Raw genomic sequence first — 14674 nt, forward strand, 5'->3', positions numbered from 1 at the left:
GTTATATCTTCCAGGCCGGTTCCGGATTGCAGTCCGGGTCCGTAACAACGTCGATAATTGCGGGTCTTTTGTTGGCTAGGGCGGTTTTTATGATGCCACCGATCTCGTCTGCCCTGTCCACGCGGTAGCCATCGATACCGAAAACTTTGGCAAGCTCGGCAAAATTGGTGGGATGGAATTCCACCAGATCACCCATCCTGCCATCCAGGTTCTCGTACAGCTTTTTCACGCTGCGCAGGCCCTGTCCGAGTGCTGAATTGTTGTTGATGACAGTGACCAGAGGCAGGTTCCAGCGCTTGAGGGTCTCAAGCTCTCCCATGTGATAGTAAAACGCGCCATCTCCTGAAAAGCACAATACCGGCTGGTCCATAGCGCCGCATTGAGCGCCGATCGCGGCTGGAAATGCCCAGCCCAGGGAACCTGCTGCGCGAAGATATTTCTGGCCGGGATGACGGAATTCGGTGAGTTGCGCTGTCCATGTTGCGGAAAAACCTGTGTCCGCAACAAGTATCCCGTTCTCGGGGAGAGCTTTCCCGACCTCATGGGCGAGCAGTTCGGCGGGAATTAGGTCTCTAGGTTCCTTGCTTTTGCTGATCGCCTTCTGCAGCCAGTTACGTGCCTCATCTGAGCAAGCATCCAGCCAGGCCTTACGGTCGTGCGTGATCTTGCTGTTCTTTGCCAAAGCAAGGCAGTTTAGAGTGAGATCACCTGCCAAGCCGCAGGTATTGGGGTGCCCGCGGCCGAGTTCGACCGGATCAGCGTCAATTTGAATGACCTGTGTGGTGGGTGCGGGGATTGTCCAGTCTGAACTGATCTGATCGCCGCCATGGCATCCGACATAGATGACAAGATCTGCCTCGTTCAGCAGGCGATTGGCATAAGGTGCCGAGTAAGTGCCGACAACGCCAATGTGGTTTGGGTGTGAGGTTTCAATAACTGAACGCCCGCCCACAGATGTAGCAATAGGAATGGCGTGCTTTTCGGCCAAAACCTTGATTGCGTCACCGGCGTTTTCATAGAGGCTTGTCACGCCGCAAACCAGTATTGGCCTGGACGCAGATTCCAAAAAAGACGCGGCATTTGCAATGTCTTCCGGATGGGCGGTGCTGTTGAGTGTTGCTCCTGAACTGGAGAATGCGATGTCGGCCGGACGTCCGTCATAGGCTGCCTCTTCAACGCGGTCACCTTTGAGGCCATCCAAGTCGAGATGCACTGGTCTTCTGGTTCCAGTCTTGGTGGCACGCAGCGCATGTCCCAGCACTCGCGGCAGCTGGTCGACCGTGCGAACCTCTGCGGTGAACTTCGTCACCGGCTGGTAAAGTGGTGCGTGTGACACCTCCTGGTAAGCGTTCCGATGCTGATGGGTGTCGGGTTTCCGTCCTGTGATAGCGACAACCGGAACGCGATCGAGATACGCATCCTGCAGCCCGGCGGCGAGGTTGGCAGCGCCAACAGCCTGAGCCATGCAAAAACCTGTCTTTCCGCTGGCTCTCGCGTAGCCGTCAGCCATATAGGCCGCTGCCTTTTCGCTATGTGCCAAAATGCGTTTTACACCGCGCTTCTCCAACTCGATCAAGGTGTGCCGAAGGACTGCATCAACGAAGAAGACGTGATCCACATCCTCCTGGCTGTCGATTGCGTCCGCGATGATATCTGCACCTGTCCTCTGCATCTTCCGTTCCGATCCGTTGTGAGACTGTCACCATTCCGGTGAAATTGGTATGACCATTATATACAAAAAAACATATTGGTCTAACCAATTTATGAAATGTCGGAATCTGGTTCTTTTTGGGAAGCACGGTCCGCACCGGCAGGTAAGAGACCTTGCCGGATCATATGCCAAACACACATATCCAGCCGGTCCTGTCCGAAGAATGTTTCGCCGGCCACATGGACCATTGGTGTTCCCCAGTGTCCAAGCGTTTTCTGGAGCTCTGCATTTTTCCTGAGCTCCGCATCCAACTGGTGAGGATCATCGCGGACCATCTGATCCAACATTGAAAAGTCGAGCCCGGCATGCGACATCGCGGCCGCCAATTGGTCACCAGTGTGCCAGCCGCGAGTGCCCGAGAACAACAATGCGGATAAGCGCCTGTAGCATTCGAAACCTTCTCCGCTCCTGCAGGCCGCTGCGCACAGACGTGTCAATCGATAGATGTAAGGCTGGTGATTGGCGATTTCGCCGGTGTCCAGATCCTGCACGACTGGATCAGGGTTCGGCCAGGAAAACCGGATTTCATTCATGACGGCGACCCTTTCCGCATCGCGCCGCAGGTAGCTGAGCAAGGCAGGGTTTGCCTTGCTGAAAAATTCCGGGTTCCGGATTGCCAGGGGATAGACGGGGCGAAAATCCAGTTGGACACCGCTTTTTGCGACTATTTGAGCAATCCGCTCGGCCGCGAGGTAGGAATAAGGCGATCTGAGCGTGACAAAAAAAGTCAGGGTTTGGGGCATTTCAATTCCCCTAAGCAGGCGCTACTCGCTCAGGTCCGGCAGGTACCGTGCCCATCATGCGGTCGAGATGGCGTGCGAGCAAATCCGATTTCAGGGAGGCATAGGCGGGATCGTTCCACCTGCAGACAAATTCGTCGGGATCTTCGTGCAGATCAAACAACTCACCGAGGCCGGGATGCGAGTGGTAAACCGCCAGCTTGTAGCGGCCATCGCAAGTCATGCTTGCCTGGGTGTAGTGAGTGACGGCGCTGTTGCCGAGCGAGTCGTTAAAGTCGGTTACCACGCAGTCCTTGTGCGTATCCGGAATGGATTTCCCGGTCATCAAAGGGCCGAGTGATTTGCCTTGAATGGCGGGAGAGATGTCCAGTCCGACCAAGTCCAACAATGTCGGCGCGATGTCGATTGTTTCAACCATCGCCCTGGAGCGATGACCTTTGCCAATTCCCTTGCCGGCAAAGATGAGAGGTACGCGAACCAGCCCCTCGAAGAACCGACAACCTTTGTAGATGAGACCGTGGTCGCCGAGCAATTCGCCATGATCACTCGTAAAAATAATGACCGTGTTGTCGATCGCGCCGGTGTTTTCCAGATGATCCAGGATGCGACCGAAAGCGGCATCGAGGTTTTCAATCATGGCATAGTAGGCCGCCTTCACCTTTTTTCCGTCAAATCGATCAGGTGGTTTCGATCCGCGAATGTCGCCTTCCTCGATCTGCTGAGTTCGTTTTTCTTCAGGCGACAGAACAGGGTTCACAGCGACCCGTTTTTGTGTCCTGACATCAAAAAAACGGGCTTGGTGTGCAATGTCGCTCTGCCGGAAAAGCGGCGGTGTCAGCGTTTCGCCGTCTCCAAATCTGGCAAGGAACCTTTCCGGCGGGTCGAAGGGAGGATGCGGATCGAAGGGGTTGAGGCTCAAGAGCCAGGGCCCCGAGCGCGCTTCTTCCATGAAAGATATGGCGCGTTCGGCAATCCAGTTTGCCTGATGCAACTCCGGTTCGGGTCCAATGCGCAAATACTGCTTGGCGTCAGAAAACAGCATTTTCGGGTCAACGCCCTTGTTTCGCAACCAGGTCCAATATGCGTTGCTGGCCGGTACCCGCTCCCAAGCGGGGTTCTGGCACCACTCGAAGTGGCGGTATCCATCATCGGGCCTTGATTCAAGATGAGCCGCTGTCGACAGATGCAGTTTCCCGACGAGCCCGCAATCATAGCCATTTTCGTCGAATGTCTTGGTGATCAGTTTTTCTTCAACGGGAAAGTGGCTGTTCCCGTTTCGGTAGACCTGATGTGCAGCCGGATAGCGGCCGGTCAGAAAACTGGCCCGGCTGGGTGTGCAGATCTGGTTTTGCACATAGCAATTTTCGAAGGTTGTTCCGCTAGCCACGAGCCGATCGATATTCGGTGTGCGTATCTCGCTATTCCCGAGCGATGCAATCGTGTCATATCGCATCTGATCGGCACAGAACCAGAGTATATTGGGTTTTGTTGCCATATCGCCTGGCCCGTTTCTTTTCTTAGCCTTGAGGGAACCTGTTACGCGGACGCAAGTCTTCGGCGCTTCAACCAGGCCTGAAGGAGGGGCCAGCAGAGCGACAATACGGAGATCGCGAGAAACGCCGCAGCAAACGGGCGTGTGAACAGGGGTTCTATGCTGCCCCCGGTCGACATCAGGCCGGATCGCAATTGTTCTTCCGCGATCGGCGCAAGGACAAAGCCGATTACAAAAGGCCCGAGCGGCATTTTAGCGCGTTCCATAACGAAGCCGACGACACCGAGTGCCAGCATGATCCAGACATCGAAGAAGCTGTTGGCGACCGCAAAAATACCGATAACGCAGAAGAGGAGTATCGAGGCGAGCAGGTACGATCTTGGTACGTAGAGCATTTTTGCAATGTAAACGACCGCGAACATCATGATGGCGAACATGATCACATTGCCAACCAGATACGCCGTGATCACGCCGTAGGCGATTTCCGGGTTGGAGATGAACAAGAGCGGCCCGGGTTCCAGATTGTGCATGATCAATGCCCCAATCAGGATGGCGTCGACCACCGAGCCTGGAATGCCAAGAGTGATGAGCGGAATTAATGCACCGCCTACGGATGCATTGTTGGCGGTTTCAGCGGCGATCACGCCGGGTTCGTGGCCCGTGCCAAACTTTTCGGGTTCCTTAGAGGCGCTTCGTGCCATGGAATAGGACAGCATCGACGCAATGTTTGCGCCGATGCCGGGGAGGATCCCCACCCATGTGCCAACCAGGCTCGAGCGGAGAAAATTCGGTGCGAAACGGGTCCAATCACCGAATGACAGCAACATGCCTCGGCGGCCGAGTTTGGCGAGCGGCGGACGCATGTCAATGTTGATGATGTCCTTGAATATCTGACTGACCGCGAAGGCACCGATCAAAACCGGCAGGAGACTGAGGCCGCTTTCGAGCGATTCAAATCCGAATGTCAATCGGGTTATGCCGGCCGAGGGGTCGATGCCCGGCATGTGCAGAAGCATCCCGAAACAGGCGGCGATCAAGCCCTTCAGCAGCGATCCCTGACTCAGGCTTGACAGCATCACCAGTGCCATCAGCACCATTGTGAAATACTCCCAGGGGCCAAAAGTTACGGCCAGCCGAGAAAACGGAGGCGCAAGGACAGCAAGAAACAGAAAGGAGACAATGCCTCCGACAAAAGAAGCGGTAATGCCGAGACCGAGCGCACGCTCCGCACGGCCCTTGAGTGTCAGCGGATAGCCATCAAAGGTCGTCATGATCGATGATGGGGTGCCTGGCATGCGCAAAAGTGTCGCTGAAATCTGACTGCCTGAGATACCCCCGACATACATACCGATCAGCAAGATGATTGCGTTCACGCTGTCCATGAAAAAAGTCAGTGGCAGTGTGAGCGTAATAAGCATCGTGGTCGTCAGACCGGGAATTCCGCCCACAACGATGCCCAGTGCGACACCCAGGAAGACAAGCGCGAATGGCAATGGCTGAAGTAGATAAAACAGGGAATCCAAGAAAGGCTGCATACCTGCGTTCCTCTCACTTAAGGCAAGTCGATAAAGAAGAACCGGGTAAAGACCCAGTAGCTGGATAGAACCAGTGCTGCGGAAAACCCAACAATTAGAGGTAATTGCCTTACCTTCATGTCGTTCATCAAAAAGAGGATCAAAGACATGAAAGCGATGCCTGCAGGTGGGAAGGACAGGAGCTTCAGATCCATTGCGGCGACAAAACACACCGTGCAGACAAATACGATTGCAGAGAGGTATGGTCTTTGAGGCGGTAAGTCGGGGGCTTCTTCGCCCTTTGCAGATGCGTTGTTCAGAGACGGTGACTGTGCTCGCAGGGTGCGGAAACCGCGCAGCATCATGATCAGGCAAAGACCAGCCATGATAGCGGCCAATATGCGCGGCAGAGCTGCTGATCCAAGTGGCTCGAAGTTCGGCGGCGGAAGGGACCCCGCAGCGGAATAGATTGCAGCGCTGAATAGAATGAGGGCGACGCCCACGAAGACCTCCATCTTCGCCGTTTGTCTGGCCGACATAGTTTTGTTCCTCCGCACTATCCGCCCGTGGCTCTGACGAGCCACGGGTAATGACTGGCGCCTATTTCTTGATGTTGTTGTCTTCCGCGACCTTCTTCAGTGTCGTCAGAACAGCCAGGGACTGTTCTGTTGCTTCAGGTCCGGCCGTCCAGTACGGATCAAGAGAGTTTTCTGAAAACCATGCCTTCATCTCATCGCTCTCAATGGCGGTCTTGATCGCCGCAGAGAGTTTTTCGGCGGCCTCCGGATCCATATCCTTTGGGCCGAGCCACCAGGCGGGATTTGCCCAGACCACGTCATAACCGAGTTCCTTGGCTGTCGGCACGTCCGGCAGATTGGCGAGGCGTTCAGCCCCAAAAAACACAACTGCGTTCACGCCGTTCGGCTGGAACTTCTTATATTCCTGAGCCGAAAACAGGGCGATATCCGCGTTGCCTCCAATCAATCTGGCAAGTCGGTCTGCACCACCGGGAGCACCAATCAAACGCGTTTTGAACCCTGCTGAATCAGCCAGCCATGCGCCGATTAGGTGCGGCACGGTTCCAATGCCAACTGCCTCGACCAGGCTCTCAGGCTCTGCCTTGAGTTTCGTGACCAGGTCGTTGAGGGATTTGATTTCAGAATCGCTCCTGACGGCCCAGACCGGACTGCCGCCACCTGAAAAGCCGAGAGACGTGAAATCCTCCGGATGAATCTCATTGACGCCCAACGCATTTGAAATCAGCATTCCATGCGACCAATGCATGATGGTGTGGCCATCTTGATCAGCGCTCAGGACTTCCCGGGCAGCGTTTGCTGATGCGGCGCCGGGCTTGTTCACGATCACCATGGGTTGCGCGAGCAACTCGTTGTCATTGATGTACTGCGAGATCTTGCGGGCAATGGTATCCGTGCGACCGCCTGGTTTGAAACCGACATAGACCTTGATCGGTTTGTTCGGAAACTCGGCGGCAGCCTCAGATGTGCCGAGCGCGAGCCAGCCGGGGGTTGCGGCGGCGGCTACGGCCAATCCAAGGATCGTCCTGCGCGTTGATTTGAATAAAGACATCTTCTCCTCCCGATGTTTGGTTCAGTATTGTTTCCGCTTCGCGTGAGTGAATTCCCGTTTTGCGCTAACGAGCGCGCGCGAACCTGTCGCGTGTCTTGTGATTGCTTGCGATCAACCAGTTCAAAATGTCCTCTTTCATTTTGGTTCTGATTTCGGCGTGGGCTTCACAATCCCAGAGATTGATCATTTCATCCGGGTCGGTCTTAAGGTCGAAAAGTTGACCTTCCTGAGAGCCCATGAGATGCACGAGCTTGTATCTTTCATCGCGAACCATGGTGATGAAGTCAGCGCCTGTGAGCGCCATGTCTCCGGCCTGTTCGCAGTAAACGCGCTCCCGGGGCGTCCAGTCTTCACCTTTTAGGGCAGGCAAGAGGCTTTGAGCTTCGTAGTCGTCAGGGACGGCAAGCCCGGCCAGTTCAAGAATGGTTGGACCAAAATCAAACAATTGACAAAGCCCATCGAGCGTACGCGATCCTTCGAAGCGTTTGGGCGCCCATACAATCGCCGGGACCTTGGTCACCACGTCGTACATCGACCACTTCTGAGACACGCCGTGATCCCCCAGGCAGTCTCCGTGATCCGAAACAAAGATGATGACCGTGTTGTCGATGTAACCATTGTCTTCAAGCGACTGCATTAGCCGGCCAATGCTTTCATCGATCATCGTGACGTTGGCGTAGTAGTAAGCTCGCATCCGGCGTATGTCTTCGTCGGATCTGTCAGGGTTCCAAAGGATGGAATCGTGGTCCACCTCTGCGTCGTGCACCCTTTTGTGCTCAAGGTAAGACGGTTGCCCTGAAAGGTCGGTATCGCTGACTTTTGGGGCAGGTATGTTGTTTTTGCCCATGTACCGTTCGGCAAATCTGGGCGTTGGATCATAGGGGGGATGCGGACCGGGGAATCCGATCTGCATGAAAAGCGGTTCTGCTTTCGGCTTCGTGTCCAACCACCATTTGGCAAAATTGCCGACAAAGACGTCTGAATGCAGGTTCTCCGGCAGTTCCCATTCGAAAGCACCAAGCGCCCGACCGTAATCGTCCCTTTCCCGATACTTTTCGCGCTGTTGTTTCACCAAGCCATGCGCGGCAAGTGCTTTATCCCATTCATCGAAGTACCAGCGGCCCTGCAAATAGCGGTCCTTGTTTTCGACGATGTAGCGCTCGTCGAACCCTGCATCCGCGTTAAAGGGATTGGTGTGCATCTTGCCGACATTGACACATGTGTATCCGGCGTCGCGCAGCTTCTCGACCCATGTGTGCTGCCACAACTGTTCGTTTTCCAGCACTCCGTTCACGTGAGGATAGTAGCCGGTGAAAAGGCTCGCACGGCACGGCACGCAGCTCGCTGCTGTGATGTGGCAGTTCGTAAAGGACACACCTTCGCTGACCAGACGGTCCAGATGCGGTGTCTCCATATGATCGTGGCCGTGGGCCGCAATCGTATCAAAGCGCTGTTGATCAGTAATGATAAAGATAATGTTCGGACGATCTTCTTCATCTGCCTTCACATTGTCTTTTTGGTTTTCGGCTTTTCCGAGATTCATGTGCCTTAAATCTCCTCCCAGAGCCTGAGATGCTCAGTATTTGGCTCTTTCTGTCCTTCAAAGGTTGAATTGGTTGGGCCAAAATGTCAATTTGTTTTTTTTGGTTTACTCGACCGCAACGCGGAAGAGGCTCCAGGGAGGTATGCATGGAAGCCAATTTGAATGGAGATCGATCTTGCTGCGCGGTGAGGCAAGGCGGTGAAACGGCAATCAGGAAAACAGCCTGCAGTTTTCCTCTTGCCGCCGAGGATCGAAGCGAACGAATGGTCGCTCAAATCCAGGCCTCAAAGGCCATGCTTGGCACAGATTTTCCTGCTATCCGATCAGATTTCGAAGGACCCATACGGTTTGGAAAGGTCCAGTCTTTCGAGATAGATAGGGTTGCCGTTACAACTCAGCGATTTGCACATTTCATTGAGGCGACCGGATATCAGACGGATGCAGAACGCATCGGCTGGTCATTTGTTTTCCATCATCAGTTGCCGGACGATTTTCCCCCCACGCAAGCGGTTGCGCAAACGCCTTGGTGGCGAGTTGCGGAAGGTGCCTGTTGGAGGAGCCTTTGCGGACGGGAAGACACCCGCAGCGCATTGGCGCATCATCCGGTCGTCCACGTTTCCAGGAACGATGCGATTGCATTTGCACAGTGGGCAGGAGGTCGATTGCCAACAGAACTGGAATGGGAACATGCCGCGCGTGGTGGCTTGGGCGATGTGCGTTATCCCTGGGGAGATCAGGATCCAGACGACGCCTTCACGCCCTGCAATATTTGGCAAGGCGATTTTCCGAATGCGAACCTGGCATCTGATGGCTTTGAAGCCACAGCCCCTTCCGACAGCTTTCAAGCCAACGGTTACGGCCTCAAGAATATGGTTGGAAATGTATGGGAGTGGACCGCCGATTCTTTCGTCAACGAACCGATGCGGCATAGCAGCAGCAAAGTGGCGATGTCGTCTCTCAAGGACATGGCTCTTCTAAAGGGTGGTTCATTCCTTTGCCATCAAAGCTATTGCTTCCGGTACCGCATCGCCGCCCGTACCGCAAATACGGCGGATTCCGCCTCCACTCATATGGGTTTCAGGCTTGTTTACGACAATTCGGAGAACTGTTGACCGGGCGTCGCCAGGTTGAGGACCGTCTCGTTGGAAGTGGAGAGTGTCAAGTGAATAAGCCAACGGCCAATGCAGTTTATGTAGACTGGGGCACAAGCAGTTTTCGGGCCTACCTTGTCGATGAGACCGGGAATTGTCTGGACCAAAGAGCTTCAGTGCAGGGCGTCAAGAAGATCGATCCCGGCAGCTGTGAAGCAGTCTTGCAGGAAAACATAGGCGATTGGCTTGAGGGAGATCGGGTTGCAAAGATCTTGATGGCTGGCATGGTCGGCAGTGATCTGGGCTGGTGTGCGGTGCCTCTTGTTCGCGCGCCTTGCGTTGCTGCCATGATCGCCGAAAAGCTATTTACGGCCCAACATTCCCAATGTGCCGAAATCCAAATCGTTCCCGGGGTCGCCTCATGCGAAGACACTGGGCATGTCAGCGGGATCATGCGCGGTGAGGAGGTGCAGGTTCTTGGAGGCATGGCATTGCAGAACGAAAAGAATGCCGTCTTTTGCCTGCCAGGTTCTCACAGCAAATGGGTGAATGTCAGTGAAGGCAGCATCACATCGATCCGCACCTTTATGACTGGAGAACTTTTCGACCTGATGTGTGGTCAAAGTGTTCTTGCAGATTGCATGCGGCACGCTGGCGCTGAGATGGACAGGAACACCTTTGTCGCCGGTGTCGAATGTGTGCGCTCGGGCGGCAATCTGTTGGAAGCACCCTTTCGGGTGCGCGCTGAGTTCGTCGCGGATCCGCATCGCAGCCCCGTGGAGCGAAAGTCATTTGTGTCCGGCGTCATGATCGGTTCGGAAATAGCCGCGGCAACAGCAGAGATGAAAGCAGATCGTTCCGGCGAACTGATCGTCATTGGATCTCAGCAACTCCTGAGCGCCTACCATCTGGCATTTACCCGGCACGGACACTCCATCACGTGTATTCAAGGTGAAGAGGCCTTTATAGCGGGCTGCCGTTTGCTGCAGGGCCGTGCTCCAAAAACTGCCAGCTGATCAACACATTAACACGGCGACTTTTTGGACCTTTTGGTGACATGCTCACGACTGTGCAACGCAAGTAAGGCGGCATTCTCATTCAACCTGAACAGAGGCTGCAAACCGGGGGGCGATCATCTTGCCGTCGTTGTCGTTCTCATGGTGGACAGGACCATTTTGGGTAACAGCACAAGCAATGAACCTGCAAAAGTGCTGTGGCCGCCAACATCAATCTGAGACACATCGACGACCAGAATACCTTGTTGTTGAAGGTCAGCAGCGTACGCATGTGTCCGAACTTCAGAGAGTAGCTCAAGCAGAGTCTGAACCAATGAAATGAATGTCCGAAAGCGGATGCCATGTTGTGCGGCGCTAAGCGCTTTCATTCAGAAGCAGTTTATCGTCGGCCTCAAACACTTGTATGGCGTTTGCGTCTGCGGCCAGCGATACCGTTTCTCCAGCCTGCAAGTTCAGGCGTTCGGATGATGTAATTGTAAAGTCCCTTTCGCCTTTTCTGAGAACGATTTCCGTAATGCTTCCAGTTGGTTCCACAACGACGACTTCTGCCGTAATCGTGTTGGGATCTGATTGCGCAACAAGCTTCAGATTCTCAGGGCGTATGCCCACTTGCACCTGGCCGCGATGTTCTGAGCGTTGCGACAACGGGAAGCGTTCTCCATCAGGCAAATAAACTGCGTCCGGTTCACCTTGGCGGATCTCTCCGTCAAATAGGTTCATCGACGGGGACCCCAGAAAGGTACCTACAAAGGCATTTGCTGGAGCGTCATAGAGGTCGAGCGGTGCCCCCATTTGTTCGATCACTCCGTCACGCAGAACAACAATCCTGTCTGCGAGTGTCATGGCCTCGACCTGGTCGTGAGTCACATAGATTGTCGTCGTCTTTAATTTCTGATGCAGTTCCTTCAACTCGGCCCGCATCTTTACACGCAGTTTTGCATCGAGATTGGAAAGCGGTTCATCGAACAGAAACACGGAGGGTTCGCGAACGATGGCACGCCCCATGGCGACACGTTGCCTTTGCCCCCCAGACAACTGCCGAGGCAGGCGCTCAAGGTAGGAAGACAGTCCGAGTATGTCAGCAGCGTGCTGCACTTTTTGCTTTCTGTCTGTTTCTGAGACGCCCGCGATCCGCAACGAAAACGACATGTTCTTCTCGCTCGTCATATGTGGGTAGAGCGCATAAGACTGAAACACCATGGAGATGCCGCGTTCGCGCGGGGGAACGTCGTTCATACGCTTGCCGTCGATCAGCAATTCGCCGGTTGTAATGGATTCCAAACCGGCGATCATTCTTAAAAGAGTGGATTTGCCACAGCCGGACGGGCCGATCAGCACGACAAATTCACCTTCTTCGACATCAAGACTGATGTCCTTGATGACCTGATGTCTGCCGAATGACTTGTTGACGCCTCGCAGCGATACGGTTGCCATGACTGTTTCCTTTGTCGGCTGTCCGTTAAGGTCCGGAAAATTCGATTTGAAGGGTTGAGGTCCACACCTCACCGGGCGCGAGCGTCGTGCCAGGTCCGCTGGTGCCGTCGGAGTTGCGATCGCAATTGGCCGGCTCAATAGCCAGGACATTTCGTCTTGGGCGAGGATCCCGCCAGAACTGCATATATGGCAACGCAGACGCCTCTCCTGAAAGCCTCACGTGAATTCCAGGCCATGGCCCGGAGGCATCTCGATGAAGATCCACCTGGAAGCGACCGTTGGTTCCAGCTGAGGGTCGGCAATCTGCTTCAAGGTCGGTTTTCGCACAGCCGGACGTAATCGGGGCCTTGAAAGGGACAGGTGAATGGTTCAGTGAGACAGTCGTCCCTGGAGCCACAACCGGAAAGCCGAAATTCATGTGATAGAGGATCATGAGTTCAGCTTCGTTTGGCCCGATATTTTCCACCCAGTCCTTTATCGTGAGACTCGATCCGGCAATCGGTGCTTCGATGCGTCTGCGCATTCGGTAGCAGGACTTACCCAGATGCGCGGAAACGATTTCACCTTCCGCTATGAGGGCAGGAGTAGGTGACGACCAGTCTTCGAATGAGGAAATCAACCGCGCGGGGGTAAACGGAAGCGAGCCATGTAGAGGAAGATCGCCACGCGGTTGACGAACATTGTCCAGACCGCACGTGACGAGAAATCCTCCCAGGGCACGCTGCACACCTCTACCCGCGTCGCTTGAAGATGGGCGCAGCGCTGGGTCTGCAAAACCGTCCGGGTGATGCCAGGCAAGGGGAGTTCCTCGCCAGCTCAGCAGGCCAATGTCCATGCTGCGATCCTGGAGAACCCAGAAATCAAGTCCGGCGCCGGTAGAAAACACAAGCGCTCGCACACCGCGTTCTGCACCGTCCTGCAGCTCCACCTGTCGAATGGAGGCCAGTTGCCGCCGGTCGCCGACCAAGGCTTCCAGCAGGGCCCGCTCAGATATTGGCCAGTTGGCGCTCATTCTGCTGCACTCATCGTGGTGCTTAGCGAGAGGCGGTCGAAAGCTTCCTGCGGTGCGCTTAATGTGTCCATTATACGCGCCATTGCGGTGGCCAATCTGGCCTCGATGTCTGCCTCAGCCAACGGTGTTTGCTGACCTGGATCCGTTTCAAGGTCGTAGAGGCGAGTGTCGTCTTCAATGAAACAATCCGGCCCGTAAGCACGGGACATTGCCGTTCCCGGCTTGACCGGTACGCGCAGCAATGGCGTTCCTTTGGTGAACGGAAAGGGATCCGCCAGGGTTGTTTCGCGCAACTCCTTGAGGGCAAAGGGCTCATATATATGCGTTGGCATGAGCGTGTACTGATAGATTTCCTGCGTTCGCAAGTCGGGCGGATACCTGTGGTAGGTATAGCGCCCGTCCGTGATATTCACTGCCCCTCCAAAATAGCCGTAAAGGATCGCTTCGTAGGTCGAAGGGGCACCGTCAAGCATTGGAAGCAACGACTGGGCGCAGACTTCTCCAGGAACCTTCGCGTCATAGGCGTGCAGAAATGTTGGTGCGATATCACTCGTCTGTGTCAATCCGTCGACGCGCGTTCCATGACTTCCGGGTCTTCTCGGGTCAAATACGAACAGCGGAATATGCGCGATTTCCTCATAGATATTCATCCGGTTTTTGGACCAGAAATCGTGCTCTCCAAGCAAAAAACCATGGTCTGTTGTGACCACCAGAAGAGTATCGTCCCACAGATTCTCACGGTCGAACTGATCCAACAGACGGCCCAAAAGAGCGTCACACAACGAAACAGTTGCATAGTAGTTGGCGCGCAGCTCCTCGCATTCTTCTGGAAGCTCGTCTACACGGCCGTATCTCGGCCAGTCGAGAATAGGGCCTGTCCAACCGGTTTCGAATGGTTTCTTGTACGCTTCAGGGGCATGAAATGGCTCGTGAGGATCAAAGGTCTCGATCTGAAGAAGCCAATCGTCGGCATCCTTGTTCCGGTCGATGAAATCCATACCGGCATCGAAAACCTGTACTGACGGAAAATCCTTTTCCTCCCGGATGAACTCCCGGTTGATGATGTTCTGCGCCTTGTAAGTTCGGCGCTCCTTGGAAAATTGACCCTCAGCGTATTTTTCCCTCAAGCGTTCCCAGTGCGGCTGCACCATGGCCTTCCAGCGGTCACCTTCCTGTCCGCGGATAAAGTCGTAGCTGTCATATTTTGTGTGATAGGTGGCACCGCCGTCCTCGAAATAGTGAAAATGGTCCGTTACCAGATGGCTGTAGACGCCCTTTTCTCTTGCGAGAATTTCGGGGAACGAATTGTCGAAAGGCTCCATGGGGCCCCAGCTGCGGTGCAGGAAGCTGAGACGCCCTGTAAGAAGATCCCGTCGGGCGGGCATACAGGGCATCGAACCGACATAGTGCTTGTCGAATGTGGTGCTCCTTGCCGCCAGACGGTCAAAATTCGGCGTTGGAATTCGAGTGCCGCCATAGGGTGAGAGCATGTGCCGGTTGAGAGAATCGAAGAGCACGAAAACCGTTTTCATAA

Annotated in this window: 12 protein-coding genes; 2 read left to right on the plus strand and 10 right to left on the minus strand. The window is 54.7% G+C overall.

Features of this window, described 5'->3' with window-relative positions; translation table 11 throughout:
- Position 1: 1 nt before the first annotated feature.
- The 7 genes from FIV00_RS09000 to FIV00_RS09030 all read right to left on the minus strand — a co-directional run bounded on the left by FIV00_RS09000 (position 2) and on the right by FIV00_RS09030 (position 8587).
- The gene (locus FIV00_RS09000) at positions 2–1672 is read right to left on the minus strand and encodes a thiamine pyrophosphate-binding protein (RefSeq protein WP_152500434.1); all 1671 of its coding nucleotides are present in this window, start codon (positions 1670–1672) and stop codon (positions 2–4) included.
- An 89-nt stretch (positions 1673–1761) separates the two neighbouring features.
- Positions 1762–2454 carry a DsbA family protein gene (locus FIV00_RS09005; protein ID WP_152500435.1) on the minus strand — a complete coding sequence of 231 codons (693 nt, stop codon included), beginning with the start codon at positions 2452–2454 and terminating at the stop codon, positions 1762–1764.
- 10 nt (positions 2455–2464) lie between these two features.
- On the minus strand, positions 2465–3946 hold the full coding sequence (locus FIV00_RS09010) for a sulfatase (RefSeq protein ID WP_152500436.1): 1482 nt from the start codon (positions 3944–3946) through the stop codon (positions 2465–2467).
- A 41-nt stretch (positions 3947–3987) separates the two neighbouring features.
- Positions 3988–5478 (minus strand): tripartite tricarboxylate transporter permease, encoded by a 1491-nt coding sequence (locus FIV00_RS09015; protein WP_152500437.1) that lies wholly within the window; start codon positions 5476–5478, stop codon positions 3988–3990.
- A 17-nt stretch (positions 5479–5495) separates the two neighbouring features.
- Entirely contained in the window at positions 5496–5996 is a 501-nt protein-coding gene (locus tag FIV00_RS09020) for a tripartite tricarboxylate transporter TctB family protein (protein ID WP_152500438.1), read from the minus strand.
- A 61-nt stretch (positions 5997–6057) separates the two neighbouring features.
- Positions 6058–7044 (minus strand): tripartite tricarboxylate transporter substrate binding protein, encoded by a 987-nt coding sequence (locus tag FIV00_RS09025; protein WP_152500439.1) that lies wholly within the window; start codon positions 7042–7044, stop codon positions 6058–6060.
- 64 nt (positions 7045–7108) lie between these two features.
- Positions 7109–8587 (minus strand): sulfatase, encoded by a 1479-nt coding sequence (locus FIV00_RS09030; protein ID WP_152500440.1) that lies wholly within the window; start codon positions 8585–8587, stop codon positions 7109–7111.
- Positions 8588–8733: 146 nt separating this feature from the next.
- On the opposite strand from FIV00_RS09030, the gene FIV00_RS09035 reads away from it, so the two are divergent.
- Both FIV00_RS09035 and FIV00_RS09040 read left to right on the plus strand, forming a co-directional pair.
- Positions 8734–9699, plus strand: a complete 966-nt coding sequence (locus FIV00_RS09035; protein ID WP_152500441.1) for a formylglycine-generating enzyme family protein — start codon at positions 8734–8736, stop codon at positions 9697–9699.
- 50 nt (positions 9700–9749) lie between these two features.
- On the plus strand, positions 9750–10694 hold the full coding sequence (locus tag FIV00_RS09040) for a 2-dehydro-3-deoxygalactonokinase (RefSeq protein WP_173005922.1): 945 nt from the start codon (positions 9750–9752) through the stop codon (positions 10692–10694).
- Between the two features lie 354 nt (positions 10695–11048).
- Here the strand turns inward: FIV00_RS09040 and FIV00_RS09045 are convergent, their stop codons facing one another.
- The 3 genes from FIV00_RS09045 to FIV00_RS09055 are packed head-to-tail and all read right to left on the minus strand — an operon-like array spanning position 11049 to position 14672.
- On the minus strand, positions 11049–12128 hold the full coding sequence (locus FIV00_RS09045) for an ABC transporter ATP-binding protein (protein ID WP_152500443.1): 1080 nt from the start codon (positions 12126–12128) through the stop codon (positions 11049–11051).
- A gap of 25 nt (positions 12129–12153) precedes the next feature.
- Positions 12154–13140, minus strand: coding sequence for a DUF4432 family protein (locus FIV00_RS09050; RefSeq protein WP_152500444.1), 987 nt, complete (start codon positions 13138–13140; stop codon positions 12154–12156).
- Positions 13137–14672 carry a sulfatase gene (locus tag FIV00_RS09055; protein WP_152500445.1) on the minus strand — a complete coding sequence of 512 codons (1536 nt, stop codon included), beginning with the start codon at positions 14670–14672 and terminating at the stop codon, positions 13137–13139. The genes FIV00_RS09050 and FIV00_RS09055 overlap by 4 nt, the downstream gene beginning before the upstream one ends.
- Positions 14673–14674 lie beyond the last annotated feature (2 nt).

Origin of the sequence: Labrenzia sp. THAF82 (assembly GCF_009363435.1) — a bacterium.
Taxonomy (GTDB): Bacteria; Pseudomonadota; Alphaproteobacteria; order Rhizobiales; family Stappiaceae; genus Roseibium; species Roseibium porphyridii.

What these genes read in the sequence shown, in the direction of transcription:
- FIV00_RS09000 (WP_152500434.1), bottom strand. Translation starts at nt 1,672, where the DNA reads ATGCAGAGGACAGGTGCAGATATCATCGCGGACGCAATCGACAGCCAG.
- FIV00_RS09005 (WP_152500435.1), bottom strand. Translation starts at nt 2,454, where the DNA reads ATGCCCCAAACCCTGACTTTTTTTGTCACGCTCAGATCGCCTTATTCC.
- FIV00_RS09010 (WP_152500436.1), bottom strand. Translation starts at nt 3,946, where the DNA reads ATGGCAACAAAACCCAATATACTCTGGTTCTGTGCCGATCAGATGCGA.
- FIV00_RS09015 (WP_152500437.1), bottom strand. Translation starts at nt 5,478, where the DNA reads ATGCAGCCTTTCTTGGATTCCCTGTTTTATCTACTTCAGCCATTGCCA.
- FIV00_RS09020 (WP_152500438.1), bottom strand. Translation starts at nt 5,996, where the DNA reads ATGTCGGCCAGACAAACGGCGAAGATGGAGGTCTTCGTGGGCGTCGCC.
- FIV00_RS09025 (WP_152500439.1), bottom strand. Translation starts at nt 7,044, where the DNA reads ATGTCTTTATTCAAATCAACGCGCAGGACGATCCTTGGATTGGCCGTA.
- FIV00_RS09030 (WP_152500440.1), bottom strand. Translation starts at nt 8,587, where the DNA reads ATGAATCTCGGAAAAGCCGAAAACCAAAAAGACAATGTGAAGGCAGAT.
- FIV00_RS09035 (WP_152500441.1), top strand. Translation starts at nt 8,734, where the DNA reads ATGGAAGCCAATTTGAATGGAGATCGATCTTGCTGCGCGGTGAGGCAA.
- FIV00_RS09045 (WP_152500443.1), bottom strand. Translation starts at nt 12,128, where the DNA reads ATGGCAACCGTATCGCTGCGAGGCGTCAACAAGTCATTCGGCAGACAT.
- FIV00_RS09050 (WP_152500444.1), bottom strand. Translation starts at nt 13,140, where the DNA reads ATGAGCGCCAACTGGCCAATATCTGAGCGGGCCCTGCTGGAAGCCTTG.
- FIV00_RS09055 (WP_152500445.1), bottom strand. Translation starts at nt 14,672, where the DNA reads ATGAAAACGGTTTTCGTGCTCTTCGATTCTCTCAACCGGCACATGCTC.